Raw genomic sequence first — 15,915 nt, forward strand, 5'->3', positions numbered from 1 at the left:
AAGCGCTTGTCGATTAAACAAAAGAAGGCCCGTACGAAACGGGCCTTAAGGGGAATGGCACTTACTTTGGGCCGCTGAGCCTTCGGCGAGGCGTAAGTGCTTGATTGCAAAGGGAGGGTGGCTGACCCTGGATCGATAGGATGGTTGGTTACGAAGCATCCAAACCATCTCACCAAAGGCCAGCCAGCATGGATCGTAAAGCCCGAAGCGATTTGCATCAACGCCGCAGAGGCATTCAACGGCGGGCACGCACGACCGAGGCGGTGGAGTTCTTCAACATCCTGACGAGCCCGCAGTTGCTCGAGACGACCGAAGCGCTGCTGCCCGAGCATCGCGAGCGGCTGTATCCGCCGACGGTGACGCTGTCGATGTTCATGCGCCAGACGCTGGAGGCCGATGGCTCATGCCAGAAGGCGGTCAATGGCTGGGCGGCGCAGCGCGCGGCCGACGGGTTGAGCGCGTGCAGCGTTCGCACGGGCGCGTATTGCAAGGCTCGCCAGCGCTTGCCCTTGGAGATGGTCACGGCGCTCACACAGCAAACGGGGCGCGAGCTGAGCGCAAAGGCGTTGGCGCCCTGGAAGTGGCGAGGCCGCGCGGTCAAGTTGGTGGACGGCACGGGCCTGTCGATGCCCGACACGCCCGAGAACCAGGCGGTGTATCCGCAGCCCAGCACGCAGGCACCGGGCGTGGGCTTCCCGCTGGCGCGGCTGGTGGCGGTGATCTGCCTGGCCACTGGAGCAGCCCTGGACGCGGCGATTGGCCCGTACAGCGGCAAGGGCAGCGGAGAACTCGCGCTGGTGCGCCGCCTGCTCGAAGGCTTTGGCGCGGGCGATGTGATGCTCGCCGACGCGCTGTACTGCAACTACTTCCTGATCGCCGCGCTGCTGGACAAGGGCGTGGACGTCGTGTTCGAGCAGCACGGAGCGCGGATCACGGACTTCCGCCGCGGCCAGCAGTTGGGCACGCGCGATCACATCGTGTGCTGGCCCAGGCCGGCGCGTCCCGAGTGGATGACACACGAGCAGTACGCGCGCGTGCCCGAGGACATCATGCTGCGCGAAGCCAAGGTGGGCCACCAGGTGCTGGTCACCACGCTGCTGGAGCCTCGAGAGGTGAGCAAGAGTGATCTGTCGGCGCTCTACGCACGCCGCTGGAACGTCGAGCTGGACCTGCGAAACCTCAAGACCACCACGGGCATGGAGGTGCTGAGCTGCCAGACGCCGCAGATGAACGAGAAACAGATGTGGGTGCACCTGCTGGCCTACAACGTGATCCGGCTGCTGATGGCGCAGGCCGCTTGCAAGGCCGGCGTCGATCCGCGCGGCCTGAGCTTCAAACACACGGTGCAACTATGGACGGAGTGGACCACGCGCGGACTATGCGCCGCGAAGGACAACCAGCGGCTGTTCGCATTGATCGCTCAATCCAAAGTCGGCCACCGCCCAGGGCGCATCGAGCCGCGAATGCGAAAGCGACGGCCCAAACCGTACCCATGGCTGAAGACGCCGCGCGAGCAGGCCCGTCGACATGTGCAGCGACACGGTCACGCGTGCAGGCCAAAGTAAGTGCCATTCGCCTTAAGGGGTTGGTCCTTGATGCCTACCCAGGGAGAAACCAAGCCCTCACGGTATTCCGATTGATGTCAATCACAAGTCGACTGAAGGTTCGTATTGTTGGCACTATTTCACGAATTCGGCCTATTTGGAGACAAAACAAGTCGGGGCAAGGTCGAAGGACTGCTTCTGGCCGTCTGCCGAAGTTTGCCTCACGCCGGGTGCGGCTCAAATGAGCCCGTTCCCGAAGCAAAATACGGAGATAAGGCCGACGACTTGACCTGGCCGGTCAGTCCTCGCGCGAGAAACTGCGACATGCTCAGTTTGAACCGTTCGGGCGAATCGCTGCGCGGCACAGTGACAACCTCCCATGCGCCGCTCTCGCCAACGGTGCTCCAGCAGAACACGTCTCCATCATCGGAAGCTGCCCAGGGCAGAAGGCCGCCGGGCTCGAAAAAGAGCGGGAGCTCGAACTCGTTTGGGAAATTGGTCCGAAGTTCGCGCAGCGCCGATAGCTGGACGAATACTTGGTCCAGCAAGTTCACGTGTGGGTTCGAGCTGAAAGGATTGAAGACGGTCAGGAATCCGTTGATGGTCCCCGAGCCATAGTGGTCAACGAACTGCATGTAGTCGGTGGGCAGCGGCCCGCCAAGCTTGGACGTCACGGTCCCCCATTTGGCCGCGGTGCCTTGCTCCCTTGGCTGGGCGGGGCGCGGGAGCAGACTGAAGAGTTCGTCGATGAGCATTGGATTGGAGGCGAGGCTCGTTTCTGACCAAGTTTGGGCCGAGGTCCTGAACGACTGGTGTTGGCCGGATTTTGCCTGTCGCTGGCGTTCTCCAACCAAGGCGCCAGGGGGCGCCACTTCATGCTTCGGTCTGTTCGGCCATCACCCGGCAAGATCCTGTCGCTGTCGTACTGGCTTGACGAGAAGGCCAGGCGGCGCAGCATCAAGGAACACCGCCGCGCCAAAAGCGCGGGGCAGTTCGTCTTCGCCGACTCCCAGCTACTAGTCGGCGGTTCGTGTGCAACTGGTCTCAACGGTGGCGGGGCGAGGCGCCCGTCGTTTCGCGCCGGGCGCACACAGCTTGAGTTGCGTCAAAGGGGGCGAAAGCCTGGCGTGAAAAGGTTGTGGACCGGATAGATCTGCACTCGCGGCTCGCCCTGGATGCCGGCTTCCTTGGTGCCTGGCATCAGCCGTTTCTCGACGAACGTCTGAAAGTCCTCCGCCGACTGCCACAAGTCGGTGACCCGAATCCCTGTGTCGCTGAACGATGCGACATGAAACAAGCCACCCGCTGGCGCATTGCCTTCGAAGTTCACGATCTTCCTGACGGCCTCGTACTGCTCACGCGTGACGCCGTCCCACTCCATGTTCATCACTACTGCCATAGCGACCTCCATTGAATCGGGTTGAATCGGGCTTGAAGCCCAAGCAGTATACGGAGGGCTTGCTTGAAACGCTCAACTGGCGGTGCGCCGATGCTGGTGGCCACGGGCGCCAAGCCGGCGTGAGCCGTGGCACCGCGCTCCATTCCAGCACGGCATCGGCGGGTCGAAGCCGCGCGCAACCGTCGGCGCAAGGGCATCGTCTGCCAATTTCCGCGTGTTGGAACGATCGCCGGGCCTTCTCTTGAGCCGATGGCTCGGCCGCAACCCTCAAGCGGTGCCGTCCGATGCTGCGAACTTGCCGGCCGGGCCAGAGAACCCCTTTGCCAGTTGCTCTCGCAGCGCTTCGACCGATCGCGCCGGTAGCTCACAGCTTCCATTCCGACACAGGTAGGCCTCGCCCGCAATCCGTCCTTCGAGCGGCGGCATCGATCCTGGCAAGCCACGGAAGAGTGTGACCAGTGGCGCGAACGCCGACTGCGCCGCCGCCCACAGGCGTTCGCTGCCTGGTCCCGCTGGGATCGCAAGTTCAGCCCCCTGCTCCGCCAGCAGCTGTGCATGCAGCAACGCCGATGCGGCCATCGGCGCTTCCTCCATCAATGCGCCGTGACCCTCGAGCGCAGCGCGGGCGATGTCGGCCCAGTCGTTCCGTTCAAAGGGGCCTGCCAGTCGCAGCAACAGCTCGCACGCCGCCGCAGTGCCCGAGGGAACTGCGCCGTCGAAGAGGTTCCGCGCCCGCATCGGCAGCTGGATTGACGCGCTGTCGAAGAAGCCTTCGACCGCATCATGGAAGCGCTCGACCATGCCGCCGCACAGGTCGAGCGCGGCGTTCAGCCACTCCAGCTCGCCGGTGGCTGCATGCAGTTCCAGGAGGCCGAGCCCGAGCTGCGCGTGGTCGGCCAGGTACCCCTCGTCTCGCAGCGTGCCGTCGCGCCAGGCGTGGTGGACCCGCCCGTCCCGGGCCATGGCGGCCAGCAGGAAGCGCGCGAGCTCTCGCGCAGCCTGCACGAAGTCGTCTCGCCCGAGCAGCCGCCCTCCTTCAGCGAATGCGCGCAGCGCCATGCCGTTCCAGTCGGCCAGCACCTTGTCGTCGGTAATCGGCCAGGCGCGCCGGGCACGCGCTGCGTAGAGGCGCTCGCGCACCGAGCGCTCCCAGAACGCGAAGGCCTCGGGTTCCAGATCGAGTTCGGCGCGTACGCCTTCCGGATCGCGGCGCTCGAGCACGTTCGTGCCGTGCTCCCAATTGCCTTGCTCCGACACGCCATGCAGACGCGCCGCGGCCTGTGCATCGGCGCCGAGCACGGCGCGGAACTCGGCCAGCGTCCAGACGTGGAATTTGCCCTCGACGCCCTCGGCGTCGGCGTCCTGCGCGCAAGCGAAGGCTGCCGGCGCAGCCGCTGGGTGCATCTCGCGCAACAGGTACGTCAATGTGCCCTCGGCGACATGGCGCAGCCGCTCTTCGCCGGTCAGCCTGAACGCGCCGGCGTACACGCGCGCGAGCTGGGCGTTGTCGTACAGCATCTTTTCGAAATGCGGTACGTGCCAACGCTCATCGGTGGAGTAGCGAGCGAAGCCGCCACTGACGTGGTCATACATTCCGCCGGCGGCCATGTGTTGCAGCGTCGCAATGAGCATCGTGCGCGCGCTCCCGTCGCCGCTGGCCGCCAGCGCCAGCAGATACTGCAGCAGCGGAGTCTGCGGGAACTTGGGCGCGCTGCCGAAGCCGCCGTGCGTTTCGTCGAAGCGCAGGGCGATCTGGGCCACGGGTCGCCGGTGCACGTCATCGGCCGACGTACGGGCAGAGAGGGTCGTGCCGCGGCGCACGAGATCGAGCAGCGTTTGGGCCTCCCGCTCGATGTCACCCCGCCGGTGGACCCACGCCTCGCGCACGGCGGCGAGCACCTCGGAGAAGCTGGCGATTCCTTGGCGCGATCGCGGCGGGAAGTACGTGCCGCCGAAGAAGGCGCGAAGTTGCGGCGTGAGGAACATGTTCATCGGCCAGCCGCCGCGGCCCGTGAGCGCCTGCAGCGCGCTCGTGTAGACGTGGTCGACGTCGGGCAGTTCCTCGCGGTCGACCTTGATCGCGACGAAGGCATCGGCCAACTGGCGCGCCAGCCCGACATCCTCGAAGCTCTCGCGCTCCATCACATGGCACCAGTGGCAGGTGGCGTAGCCCACTGACAGCAAGATGGGCTTGTCCTCGGCGCGCGCCTTGGCGAACGCCTCCTCGCCCCATGGAAACCAGTCCACCGGGTTGTGCGCGTGCTGCAGCAGGTAGGGACTCGTCTCGCGCGCAAGGCGGTTGGCGCGGCAGTCCGCGGGTTGCGGACTGCGAGGCGTTAGGGACAGCGGCCCCGGCGTCGGAGTCTGTCTGGGAACGTTCGCCATTGTTTTAGCCTATGCTTTATCGAGGCGCGGTCACGATCAAGGAAGGAAAGTACGCTACACCTCCATGGGAATGGCGGCGCCGACATCCACGACGCCGACAAGGTCGAAGCGGTGCTGCGCTATCACGAGCGCACCAACGCGGCCCGTACAGCCAGCGAAGTCGGCCACGATCGACTCGGCCGATGTCCGGGTCGGTGCCTCTTGAGAGTCTCGGCCACACATGCGCGTTGATGGTTCTGTGCGAAGGCGCTGCCATGGAACCCAGCATTGCATAGATTGTCTAAGCGTCAGCGCCGCAGTCGATGATGTCCATCTTGGCAAAGTCGCCGGCCCGCAAGAGGCATCAGTCTTCCCGATACGCCATCAGAAACGACTGGGACGAACCACCGCCATCAGAAGGAAATGGATCGTGCATGAGCTGACCTTCCACACTCTCCTGTACCGCTACTTCTTCTTCGAGTGGCTCTTTCTGGACGTCACACAAGGCAGCCTCATCGAGCGCTCAGCGGCCTGGCGTCACAATCAATTTCAAGCTCACTGGCTTCCCATTTACATGCGACGCTGGCTGTGGTGCGCCGTGCTGTTGTACGGGTTGGGGGGGATTGTCGAAATCCTGATTGGCGCGCCGGCGGTATCGGCGCTGTTCTATGTGCCGAGTGCCTTGAGCGTGTCGGTGAATGCGGTGATCGCGGCAGCTTGGCTGGGGCTCAAGACCTTGTACGAACCTCTCTGAGATCGCGGCCCCGATCGAAGAATCAGAAGTTGTGGACTTTTTCGCCGTGATCCTGACCTGGCCGCTTTGGCGCTTCGGCCGTTTTTCGCCCGCCGCCTGGGCGATGCGACCACGCGATTGTTTTCGACCCTTGCTCTCCTTCCACCTTCCTCTGGCGCGATGTTCTCCGATATCGTTCAGCACTTGGCCAATGGGTTGGTGATGGGGACGGTCGTGGCCCTGCCAACCCTGGGCCTGACGCTCATCTTCAGCGTGCTTGGGTTCATCAACTTCAGCGTGAGTATGCACGCCACCTGGACGCCAAGGCGGCCCGGGCAGAAGAAGGCTCTGCAAGTCAGGCGTCGCTCCTTCGGCGACGACCGAACAGCAGCGTGGCCGCGAGCTGGATGGTGGTCAGCACGCCAACGGCCACCAGCGTCCACCCGATATTCTTGCGTCGCTCTGCGCTGAGCCCGTCGGAAAGCAGCAGGCCCACGCCTGCCCCCAAGGCGCCGCGGGTCCCGGCCAACAAGGCGCGCTCGGGCAAATGAATTTCAGTTGTGAACACGACAGAACTCTTTTCGTGCCGGGAGCAGTCTTTCAGTATGCGCTGCAGGCGCCTGTCTTGTCTTCGTCCGCGCGCCGATTTCCTCCAGGAGGTATCAAGCGCGCGTACATCCAGAAGGCGGCCCAGCTCAGCAAGGAGGCCGGCAATGGCCACCGCTACGGTACTGATGCCGTGTGCCCCCCGCTGTTCAACCGCGCGGGTTGAACGGGCGAGCCTCCGCTACGAAGCGACTTCCACAGCGCACTCGAATGACTGGTCCTGGCCGGAAACGGCTGTAGGCTGCCTTACCACTATTGCGGCGCCTGCCAGAGATCCTCCTCAGGTCTTCGACGTCTTCTTCGGCGCTCTACTCGCGGCCTGCAGAGCCGCCGCCTGCGCGGCGTGCTTCTCGGCACGCGAGGGCCTGTGAGCCTTGCTAGCCTTCGCCTCCTTGGGCTCTTTTTTCGCCTTGGGCTTCTCTTTAGCCTGCGGGTGGTGCGTCCGCACCAGCTTGTCGATTGCCTTCGCCGTCGGCTGCTGCGCTCGCGCTTGGCGCTTTGCACGCTCCTCCTTGAGCAGGCGGCGCTCCTCGGCCAGCGCCTTTTCGGCTTCGGACGGCTCATGGTCCGCCCCCAGCGAGTGGACGCGATCCATCATCGCCTTGTGAAGCATCGCGCCGTTCTTCGCGATGCGGTGGGTCATCGATGCGAAGCGAATGGGCATGTTGCGATCCTTATGGTGGGTGAAAGACCAATGTAGGCCGACCTTTGCATCCTGCCAATTGATTTGTGTTGCTGCCTCGCCTGCGGCGGGTGAAACTTCGCCGTCGGAGCAGCAACTGTCGCCAACCGCTTCTCGCAGCCCCAAGCGGCTGGCCGCGCAATGTTGACCGGCACGCGGCAGCTCGCACGCGCTTGATGCGACCGGGGCGCGCGCCACCCAACCCTGCCCGCTTTGGTGAAGCTCCAAGAGTGCGTTCAGGCATTGGGCCGATTCCTCATCGAATCAACGACTTACGCGCGCCATCGTCAAAGTTAGGGCGTAAATTTGATGGGAATCCGATCTAACTTTGAACGAACTCACACTGAGTTCCTCCAAGGTTGTCGCACTTTCCAACCCAAGAAAATCAACAGCTTACGAGCGCCGCGTTCAAAGTTGTACCGCCCGCGTTTTCAAAGTTCCGCCGGCGCACAGGTGCACGGCTACTTGGAAACCCTGCTGATCAAGGCTGACTCGGTGGACACCGCCGACAGCCGCCGCTACCTCGAGATCGCTCTGGCTCAGAGCCGCAAGGTCGCGCGGCTGGCGCAGGAGCTGTTCGAACTGGCGCGCCTCGAGTACGGCATCGTCAAGCCGAGAAGGAGAGCTTCGCAGGCCGCGGCGATGGCCTTGGGCTCGTGATCGTGCAACGGATCCTGCCGCTGCATGGCAGCGACATCCGGCTGCTGCCGCGGCCCGACAAGGGCGCGGTGTTTTCCTTCCGTCTCACGTAGGTCAAGCGGTGCAACTGGCATTGCGCCGTGCCCGCCTGAGCTGATCCTTGAGCCGGTCCTGCTCGTGGCCCGGCAGTTGCTGCCGGTCGCAGCATCGATCGCCGTAATCGGAGAGTTCCGGTAACTGCACTCCGCAAAGGAACCATCGACGTTCATCGCCACCCTGCGCTCGTGCTCAATTACGGTCTGCGCGACGACGTTGTTCTTGCTCGCTTCCGTACCAGCTGGACAAGGTCCGTCGGAATGCGTTGCCGCGCCCGTGCGCGAGACGCATTTGGTGATTCTGCGGCGTTGTTCGCGCTCACCCTGCGCCTTGCCAGTGAATCGAACGATGCGCCTGTCAGCCTGCTCGCGCTGGCGGCTCACCCGCGCCTGGCACCCGCACGGGCCGCCATGCTGAAGGAGCCCTCGCACCCGTGGACCGTGCCGGGGCTGGCTCGCCTGTGCCACATGTCGCGCGCCACGCTGGCACGCCACTTTCAGGAGCGGCTGGGACGCTCGGCGAGCGAGTTGCTGGCGGACATCCGTATCAGCCTGGCGGCCAGTGCGCTGAAGAACGCTTCCGCGCCCACCGGTGCCGTGGCCGAGCAGGTTGGCTATCGATCCGCGAGCGCATCCCGGCTCGCTTTCAAGCAGCGCACGGACATGTCGCCGTCGAAATGGAGACGCGCGTGGCCCCTCCGAAACTGGACGCGGGCATCAGGGGCTTCAGAGGGCGGCACGCTACGGCGCTGAACGCCGCGCCACTTCCGCGGCAGTGACTCCCTTCAACGCGACGTCGTGGCCGTACTGTTCATCGATGCCGCATGCCTGGCTGCCCCAATCGACCGGACGCGAGCCGGCCCGCCAGCTGACGGGATAATGAACAGCGCCGCTCCAAAGGCGGCTCCAGAGGAATGCCGAGCCCGCAAGGCAGATCACGCCGATCAGCACTGGTTGCAGCAGCGCGCCGTAGCCGGCATGCGCGTGGACCATGATCATTGCGTTGGCGCCCGCCGGCGGATGGACCGTCCGGCATGTGATCATGAAGACCAGCGTCAATGCCTGCGCCAGGGCGTAGACCCACGCGCCGCTGCCGAGATGCTGCGCGCACGCAATGCCGATGAGCGCGCTGCCCAGATGCCCTCTGAACAGTGCACGAGGCTGGGCAGCCGGCGCGTTGCCCAGACCGAACAAAAATACCGCGGAGCCCCCGAGGGAGGCAAAGAGGAATGGCGAATGCCCTGGCCCGGCCATCGCCAGTGCCAGCGCCAGGCCGGCACCGGCTCCGGCTGCGCACCACATCAACGAAGGGCCGGGCGAATCCGACGGCGGATCTCCATGTTGTCCTGCGTTCGGGGCGTCGGCTAGATCTCGTGCGCCGCGGAGAGCTTGCGCGCCAGCCCGTCGATGCCCGTGACGGTGTGTGCCGGGCGCTGCCCCATTTCCTCGAAGGTGCCTGAACCGCGGTTCACCCAGCACGTCGGATAGCCGAAGTAGGCAGCACCGGTGACATCCCAGGCGTTTGACGACACGAAGAGAATCGCAGAGCGATGCAGATCGAGCTTGCGCTCCGCCAGCTCGTAGACGCGATCGCTGGGCTTGAAGATCCGGACGTCGTCGACGCTGATCAGATGCGCGAACTCGTCCAGCAGTCCCGAACGCCGCACGACCGAGTCGATCGAACGAATGGATCCGTTCGAAAGGATCGCCAGCGGCAGCCCGCGTGCACGTAACTCCCGCAGTGCCGCGGGCACCTCCGGAAACGGCGAGAGCGTGAGGTAGGCCTCGCACAGCGCTGCCCGCCTCGCCTCGTCGAGCTCCAGCCCGAGATGCCGGCAGGTGTAAACCAGGCTGTCCTCGGTGGCCTTCTCGAAGTCGACGTACTGGCCCATGAGGCTGCGCAGCCAGGTGTACTCGAGCTGCTTCTGCCGCCACAGGACGCTCACGTCGCGTCCGAGTTTCGGATAGAAGCTGTCGCACTGGGTCGCCACAGAATGCACGTCGTAGAGCGTGCCGTACAGATCGAAGACGATGCCTCGGATGTCATTCATGGAGAAATTCCTTTGGGTGTTGAGATGCAAGAGGGATGCCAGGCGGTTCAATCCTTGCCGACGCCGTATCCGGTCTGCGCGCGGAAAAAGACTTCACCGAAGCGCGATTCGCCGGCGCGATCGCGGCCCGCCAGCAAGGTACAGACGATGGCGCCGAGGAAGCCGATCGGAACGCTGACGAGCGTGGGATTCAGGATCGGAAAGAGCGCATGCTCCTTCATGAATGCCGGCCCTACGAAGGCCAGCACCAGCGAGGAGACCAGACCCGCTGCCACGCCGCCGATCACACCTGCGGTGTTGAATCGCCGCCAGAAGAGCGACAGCACGATGATGGGGAAGTTGGCTGACGCTGCGACAGCGATCGCGAGAATCACGAGCACCCCGACGTTGAAGCCTTGGGCGAGGAGCCCGAGCCCCACTGCGAGCGCTCCGACCGCAAAGGTGGACGCCTTGGCGATGCGTACCTGTTCCTGCTCGGAGACTTGCCCGCGCCTGATGACGCTCACGTAGAGGTCGTGCGCCACGGCGCCCGAGGTCGCCAGCGTGAGTCCCGCAACGACGGCAAGGATGGTGGCGAAGGCCACGGCACACACCACCGCGAGGAACACCTGCCCTCCCAACGACCCGGCACCGCCACCCAGGTATTGCGCAAGCAGGGGCAGGGCAAGATTGCCGCCCTTGTCCGCCGCGCGTATCGCATCCTGCCCCACGAAGCTTGCCGCCGCGAATCCGATGAGCGTGGTCACGAGGAAGAAGCTGCCGGCGAGGAACATGAGCCAGATCACCGACTTGCGCGCGGTCGTCGCGTCGGGCACGGTGAAGAACCGCGTCATGATGTGCGGCAGGCCGGCCACGCCCAGCATGAAGGAGAGCACCAGCGAGAGTGGATCGAGCGGATGCTTCAGGTAGCCCCCCGCCTGCAGCATCTGGCTGCCGTAGCTTGCCTCGACGGCCGAGAACAGCACGAGCGGATTGAAATCCACGCGTGCCAGCAGCATCAGCACCAGGACGGCGGCGGCCGACAGGAGCAGTACCGCCTTGATGATCTGTACCCAGGTCGTGGCGATCATGCCTCCGAAGAGAACGTAGACCATCATGCCGATGCCGACAATGACGACCGCCGATTCGTAGGAGATGCCGAGCATCAGCTTCATCAAGGCACCCGCGCCGGCCATCTGGGGCACCATGTAGGCGAGATTGACGACGATCGTGCCGACCACGGCAGCCAGTCGCGCCTGCGGCGTCTGCATGCGATAGGCGATCACGTCGCCGAGCGTGAAGCGCCCGGTGTTGCGCATCGGCTCGGCCACGAGCATGAGGATCACGAGGAAGCCCGCAAGCGCTGCCACCGCATACAGCGATCCATCCATGCCGTAGAGCGAAATCAGTCCTGAAAAACCCAGAAAGGCTGCCGCGCTCATCCAGTCGCCCGCCAGCGCGAAGCCGTTCTGCCGTGCGGTGAGGCTCCCGCCGGCGGCGTAGAACTCGCTCGTGGTGCGGGTCCGCTTCGCCGCCCAGTAGGTGATGATGAGCGTGAGCGCGAGGATCGCGACAAAGATCGCCAGGGTGAGCAATCTCATCGCGGCCTCCCGGCATCGAAGCGGCGATTGGCCGTGCGCACATAGATCAGCGAGACCGCCCAGCACAGCAGATAGGTCAGCAGCACCAGCAGATAGCCGACGTTGAACGCACCGATGACCTTCTGCCCCATGAAGTCCTTGGCGAAGCCGGCCATCAAGGTCATCGCGATGATGAACGCGAAGCTGACAACGAGCAAAGGCATGATGCAGCGGCGCTTTGAGGCCAGCAGTTCCGCGAAGGGTGGTGACGCCATGGCCTCGCCCCATCGCCGGTGCTCGTCCTCGGCGTAGTGGTTTGGCCCGAGCGCGCCCGGCGGGCTCGACAGCGGTACCGTGAGTGGGGTGCCCATGAAGTCTCCTTGGATGTCTGTTGAATGGCGCACCGGAAACGCAATGGGCGTGCCGGCCTGGCTAGGGGTTTACCCAACGCGCGGTGGCGCTTCAAGGGCCCATCGCAGCGTGAAAAGGCGCGAAAACGCCATCGTTGGCCGCCTGTATCGTGCCTGGCCGATGCCACTCGCGCTGCTTGAACCAGAAATGCATCAGCCGAGTCGCCCGCGGCTCACGTTCGGGTGAAGCGGCGCTGCGCATCCTGGGCGAAGGGGGTGACGATCCTGATTCAAAAACGACTCGGGACCGCTATGCTTTGGGGATCCCCGGAAAATCCAGATGAGCAAGCAGCAACGCAACATCGCGCAAGAGCTCGAACAGGCGCGGCAGACCTGTCGCGACCTGGAGGAAATTCTTCGCAATTCCTTCGACGGCATCTTCGTGGCAGATGGCGAGGGCATGACGCTCTTCGTGAATGAGGGCTGCGAGCGCAACTACGGCGTGAAGGCCTCGCAACTGATCGGCCACCACGTCTCGGAGTTCGAGAGCAAGGGCTGGATTCGGCCGGTGATCGCGGGCAAGGTCGCCCAGTCGAAGCAGCGCATCACCACGACGCAGCAGACGCACGAGGGCAAGACCATCATGGTGACCGGCATCCCGCTGCTGGACGAGCAGGGGCGCGTACGACGCGTCATCATCAATTCGCGCGACATGACCGAGCTCGTCAACCTGCAGCAGGACCTCGCCCAGGCACAGGAGAATTTGCGGCGCGTCGATAGCGAGATCGCCGCCTTGCGAAATCAGGCGCTCAGGATCGACGGCGTGGTGCTGCACAGCCCCGCCATGAAACGCCTGGCGGAACTGGCGGTGCGAGTGGCCAAGGTGAATTCCACGGTGCTGCTGACGGGCGAATCCGGCGTCGGCAAAGAGGTCGTGACGCGCCTGATCCACAGCGAGAGCCCGCGGGCAAAAGGTCCGTTCATTAAGATCAATTGCGGGGCGCTACCGCGCGAGCTGCTGGAGACGGAACTGTTCGGCTACGAGCCGGGCGCATTCACCGGGGCACAGCGCCAAGGCAAGCACGGGCTGATCGAGTTGGCCGCGGAGGGAACGCTGTTCCTCGACGAGATCGGCGAGATGGCGCCGGACCTGCAGGTCAAGTTGCTCACCGTGCTGCAGGATCGGGTCCTCACTCGCGTGGGCGGCATGCGCACGGTGCCGGTCGACGTGCGCGTGATTGCCGCGACCAACCGCGATCTCAAGGAGATGGTGGCGCAGCGAAGTTTTCGCAGCGACCTGTACTACCGGCTCAACGTGGTGCCCATCCACGTTCCGCCACTGGCTGAACGACGCGAGGACATCCTGCCGCTCATCCATCATTTCGCGGGCGAGTTCTGCAGGCAGTACGGCCTGGAGCGCCGCATCTCGGAGCGGGTGCTGCGCCGCCTGCACGACCACCGCTGGCCCGGCAACGTGCGCGAACTGCGCAACGTCGTCGAGCGCCTGATCGTCACAAGCCCGCAGCCGCTGATCGGCCTGCAGGACCTCGACGGCGTGCTACCCGCCGACGCCGGAACCTTGTCCGGCCGCGGATCGCTGCGGGAACGGGTCGAGCGTTTCGAATCCGGCCTGCTCGAGGACGCAATGCGCACGCATGGCAGCACGCGCGGCGTGGCGAAGGCGCTCGGCATTAGCCAGTCGAGCGTGGTACGCAAACTCAGGCTGCCCCACAGCACCGCCTGAGGCAACGCGCCCGCTTCCGCCGTCAGGCGTCGATACGAAAACGCTCCACGGCGTCCCTGTCCCATGCCAGGCCCGAGCCCGCGGTCTCGCTGGGCACCGCGAGGCCATCTCGAATCCGGAGCGGCGCCTGGAGCAGCGGCTCCGCCCAGTCGACGTACTCGAGCCAGTGCGCGGTGGGGGTGGCCGCCAGCAGGTGGGCTGTGACCTCGGGAAAGAGGTGCGAGGACATCTCGATCTCGTGGGCAGCGGCCAGCGCGGCGGCATCCATCCACCCGGAGACCCCGCCGATGCGCTCGGCATCAGGCATCACGTAGTCCACGCAACCGGCAGCCAAGGCTGCGGCCATGGCCTTGGGTCCGGTGAAGTTCTCACCGAACTGCAGCGGTGTCGACAACGATTGCCGCAGCCGCGCGTACCCCGCGTAGTCGTCATGGCGCAGGGCTTCCTCGATCCAGTAGACGCCTTCGCCATCCAGCATCGCGCAGCGGGTCTGCGCCTCGCGTGGCGTCAGCGCCTGGTTGAAATCCACCATCAGAGCCACGTCATCGGGCACGGCCTTGCGCACCGCTCGCACAGCGGCCAGGTCGGCCTGCGCGCTGGGGCGGCCGAGGCGCATCTTAATGCCCTTGAAGCCGCCGGCCAGCAATTCGCTCGCCTCGTCGGCGGCTGCCTGCGGCTCCACAAGCCCCAACCCGTTGCTGTTGTAAGCGGGGACCGGCCGGGGCTCGGCGCCGAGCAGGCGCACGAGCGGCAGATCGGTGGCCTTGGCGAGCGCATCCCACGCCGCCATATCGAGCGCAGCACCGGCCATGGAGACCACGCCGCGCTGCCCGATCAGGCGCGAATAGTCGGCAACGGCCTTGCGCAGCGAGGCAGGCACCACCGGCCGGCCGTGCAGCCGCGTGCCCAAGTCCTCGACGAAAGCGGCGATGGCGCCCGCCGCAGCACGCAGGTAGCAGAAGAGGTAGGCATGCCCGACGATGCCCTCCTCGGTATGCAGGTCGACCAGCAGGAGCGGTGCCTCTCGAAGGGCCTGCACGCTGGTCCACAGCGGCCGGGCCATGGGGACCACCACCGCCGTGGCAGTGAGCGAGCGCAGCGTGAGGCTCATCGGACAGCCCCGTCGGCGTGCAATGCGAGGATGTCGAACACCGCCGTGTTGAAAGGCGTGGGCACGCCGAGCTCGAGGCCTCGACGACTGACGTCGCCGCTCAGCCACTCGACCTCCAGCCGATTGCCGCGCTCCAGGTCGCGCAACATGGAAGCCGTCATGTCTGCCGGCAACTGGTCGCAGAAGCGCAGGCGATCCTGGGCGAAATCGGCAGCCAGTGCCACGCCCTGGGCACGGCCGACATCCACCGCTTCCTGCATGATCGCCTCCAGCAATCGGCGCGATGCAGGATGCGCGCGCACCTTGCCGATCGGGCTGCGGGTTGCGGCCGTGGTCGCCGACAGGCCGACCAGGAACACGAACTTCTCCCAGATGACACGGCCAATGTCATTGCTGATCTCGGCGTCGATGCCCGCGCGAACGCAGGCCTCGTGAAAGCGCTGGATGCGTTCCGTCTGCCGCTCCCCGTACTCGCCGAACACGAGCTTCTGCAGGGTCCCGGCATGGCCGATCACCCCCGGCTCGATGATGGTGGCCGCGATGTAGCAGACGCCACCGGCCACCGCGTGCTGCCCGAGCGCTGCGGTGAGAAGTTCGTCCTTGACGACGCCGTTCTGCAGCGAGATGACCACGGTCTGCGGGCCCACCAGCGGCCGGATCGCCTCGGCCGCGGACTGGGTGTCCCACAGCTTGACACCCAACAGGACGACATCGACGGCGCCTACTTCCGCCGGCGAATCGGTGACCTTCGGGGAGGGCACGTGCAGGTCGCCGAGCTCGCTCCTGACCCGCAACCCACCCGCCTTGATGGCCTCCAGGTGGGCCCCGCGTGCAATGAAGCTGACATCGCAACCGCCCAGCGCCAGCTTGCTGCCGAAATAGCCGCCGACGCCGCCGGTTCCCATGATTGCGACTTTCATGTTGGTTGGTCCTTTGTTGAATGATCGTTCTATAATTCTAGTCACTCGGGAGAAAAAGTGTTTATATGGACCAGAACCGCATAGGTAGCGTTTTCTTGATTGATTAATCTACAATTTC

15 protein-coding genes and 1 pseudogene are annotated in these 15,915 nt (G+C 64.9%); 5 read left to right on the plus strand and 11 right to left on the minus strand.

The window, feature by feature from the left end; genetic code table 11:
• Positions 1–188: 188 nt before the first annotated feature.
• On the plus strand, positions 189–1,565 hold the full coding sequence (locus GXN78_RS40440) for an IS4 family transposase (protein WP_106561512.1): 1,377 nt from the start codon (positions 189–191) through the stop codon (positions 1,563–1,565).
• 200 nt (positions 1,566–1,765) lie between these two features.
• On the opposite strand, the gene GXN78_RS40445 is transcribed toward GXN78_RS40440, so the two are convergent.
• The 3 genes from GXN78_RS40445 to GXN78_RS40455 form a co-directional block, all read right to left on the minus strand.
• Positions 1,766–2,299, minus strand: a complete 534-nt coding sequence (locus GXN78_RS40445) for an SMI1/KNR4 family protein (protein ID WP_106561121.1) — start codon at positions 2,297–2,299, stop codon at positions 1,766–1,768.
• 350 nt (positions 2,300–2,649) lie between these two features.
• Positions 2,650–2,943: a hypothetical protein gene (locus GXN78_RS40450; protein WP_106561122.1), complete on the minus strand. Its 294-nt coding sequence runs from the start codon at positions 2,941–2,943 to the stop codon at positions 2,650–2,652.
• A gap of 267 nt (positions 2,944–3,210) precedes the next feature.
• Positions 3,211–5,328 (minus strand): thioredoxin domain-containing protein, encoded by a 2,118-nt coding sequence (locus tag GXN78_RS40455; protein ID WP_106561123.1) that lies wholly within the window; start codon positions 5,326–5,328, stop codon positions 3,211–3,213.
• A gap of 409 nt (positions 5,329–5,737) precedes the next feature.
• On the opposite strand from GXN78_RS40455, the gene GXN78_RS40460 reads away from it, so the two are divergent.
• Positions 5,738–6,061, plus strand: coding sequence for a hypothetical protein (locus GXN78_RS40460; protein ID WP_106561124.1), 324 nt, complete (start codon positions 5,738–5,740; stop codon positions 6,059–6,061).
• Between the two features lie 334 nt (positions 6,062–6,395).
• On the opposite strand, the gene GXN78_RS40465 is transcribed toward GXN78_RS40460, so the two are convergent.
• Positions 6,396–6,608 (minus strand): hypothetical protein, encoded by a 213-nt coding sequence (locus tag GXN78_RS40465; protein ID WP_106561125.1) that lies wholly within the window; start codon positions 6,606–6,608, stop codon positions 6,396–6,398.
• 318 nt (positions 6,609–6,926) lie between these two features.
• A complete protein-coding gene (locus GXN78_RS40470) occupies positions 6,927–7,310 on the minus strand; it encodes a hypothetical protein (protein WP_106561126.1) in 384 nt (127 codons plus the stop codon).
• Between the two features lie 474 nt (positions 7,311–7,784).
• On the opposite strand from GXN78_RS40470, the pseudogene GXN78_RS41855 reads away from it, so the two are divergent.
• Both GXN78_RS41855 and GXN78_RS40480 read left to right on the plus strand, forming a co-directional pair.
• A pseudogene (locus GXN78_RS41855) lies at positions 7,785–8,080 on the plus strand (hypothetical protein); the annotation flags it as partial.
• Positions 8,081–8,371: 291 nt separating this feature from the next.
• A complete protein-coding gene (locus GXN78_RS40480; RefSeq protein ID WP_258187296.1) occupies positions 8,372–8,815 on the plus strand; it encodes an AraC family transcriptional regulator in 444 nt (147 codons plus the stop codon).
• On the opposite strand, the gene GXN78_RS40485 is transcribed toward GXN78_RS40480, so the two are convergent.
• The 4 genes from GXN78_RS40485 to GXN78_RS40500 form a co-directional block, all read right to left on the minus strand.
• Entirely contained in the window at positions 8,804–9,316 is a 513-nt protein-coding gene (locus GXN78_RS40485) for an HPP family protein (protein WP_239143103.1), read from the minus strand. The genes GXN78_RS40480 and GXN78_RS40485 overlap by 12 nt on opposite strands.
• A gap of 110 nt (positions 9,317–9,426) precedes the next feature.
• Positions 9,427–10,113: a haloacid dehalogenase type II gene (locus GXN78_RS40490; RefSeq protein WP_106561128.1), complete on the minus strand. Its 687-nt coding sequence runs from the start codon at positions 10,111–10,113 to the stop codon at positions 9,427–9,429.
• Between the two features lie 47 nt (positions 10,114–10,160).
• Positions 10,161–11,693, minus strand: a complete 1,533-nt coding sequence (locus GXN78_RS40495; protein WP_106561129.1) for a cation acetate symporter — start codon at positions 11,691–11,693, stop codon at positions 10,161–10,163.
• On the minus strand, positions 11,690–12,043 hold the full coding sequence (locus GXN78_RS40500) for a DUF485 domain-containing protein (protein ID WP_239143104.1): 354 nt from the start codon (positions 12,041–12,043) through the stop codon (positions 11,690–11,692). The genes GXN78_RS40495 and GXN78_RS40500 overlap by 4 nt, the downstream gene beginning before the upstream one ends.
• Before the next feature lie 319 nt (positions 12,044–12,362).
• Between GXN78_RS40500 and GXN78_RS40505 the strand changes: the two genes are divergently transcribed.
• Positions 12,363–13,766, plus strand: coding sequence for a sigma 54-interacting transcriptional regulator (locus tag GXN78_RS40505; protein ID WP_106561130.1), 1,404 nt, complete (start codon positions 12,363–12,365; stop codon positions 13,764–13,766).
• 22 nt (positions 13,767–13,788) lie between these two features.
• Here the strand turns inward: GXN78_RS40505 and GXN78_RS40510 are convergent, their stop codons facing one another.
• Both GXN78_RS40510 and GXN78_RS40515 read right to left on the minus strand, forming a co-directional pair.
• Positions 13,789–14,877, minus strand: coding sequence for an enolase C-terminal domain-like protein (locus tag GXN78_RS40510; RefSeq protein WP_106561131.1), 1,089 nt, complete (start codon positions 14,875–14,877; stop codon positions 13,789–13,791).
• Complete coding sequence (locus GXN78_RS40515) at positions 14,874–15,797, minus strand: 2-dehydropantoate 2-reductase (protein WP_106561132.1); 924 nt, start codon at positions 15,795–15,797, stop codon at positions 14,874–14,876. The genes GXN78_RS40510 and GXN78_RS40515 overlap by 4 nt, the downstream gene beginning before the upstream one ends.
• Positions 15,798–15,915 lie beyond the last annotated feature (118 nt).

The sequence above is a fragment of the Variovorax sp. WS11 genome, assembly GCF_010499245.1.
Taxonomy (GTDB): Bacteria; Pseudomonadota; Gammaproteobacteria; order Burkholderiales; family Burkholderiaceae_C; genus Variovorax.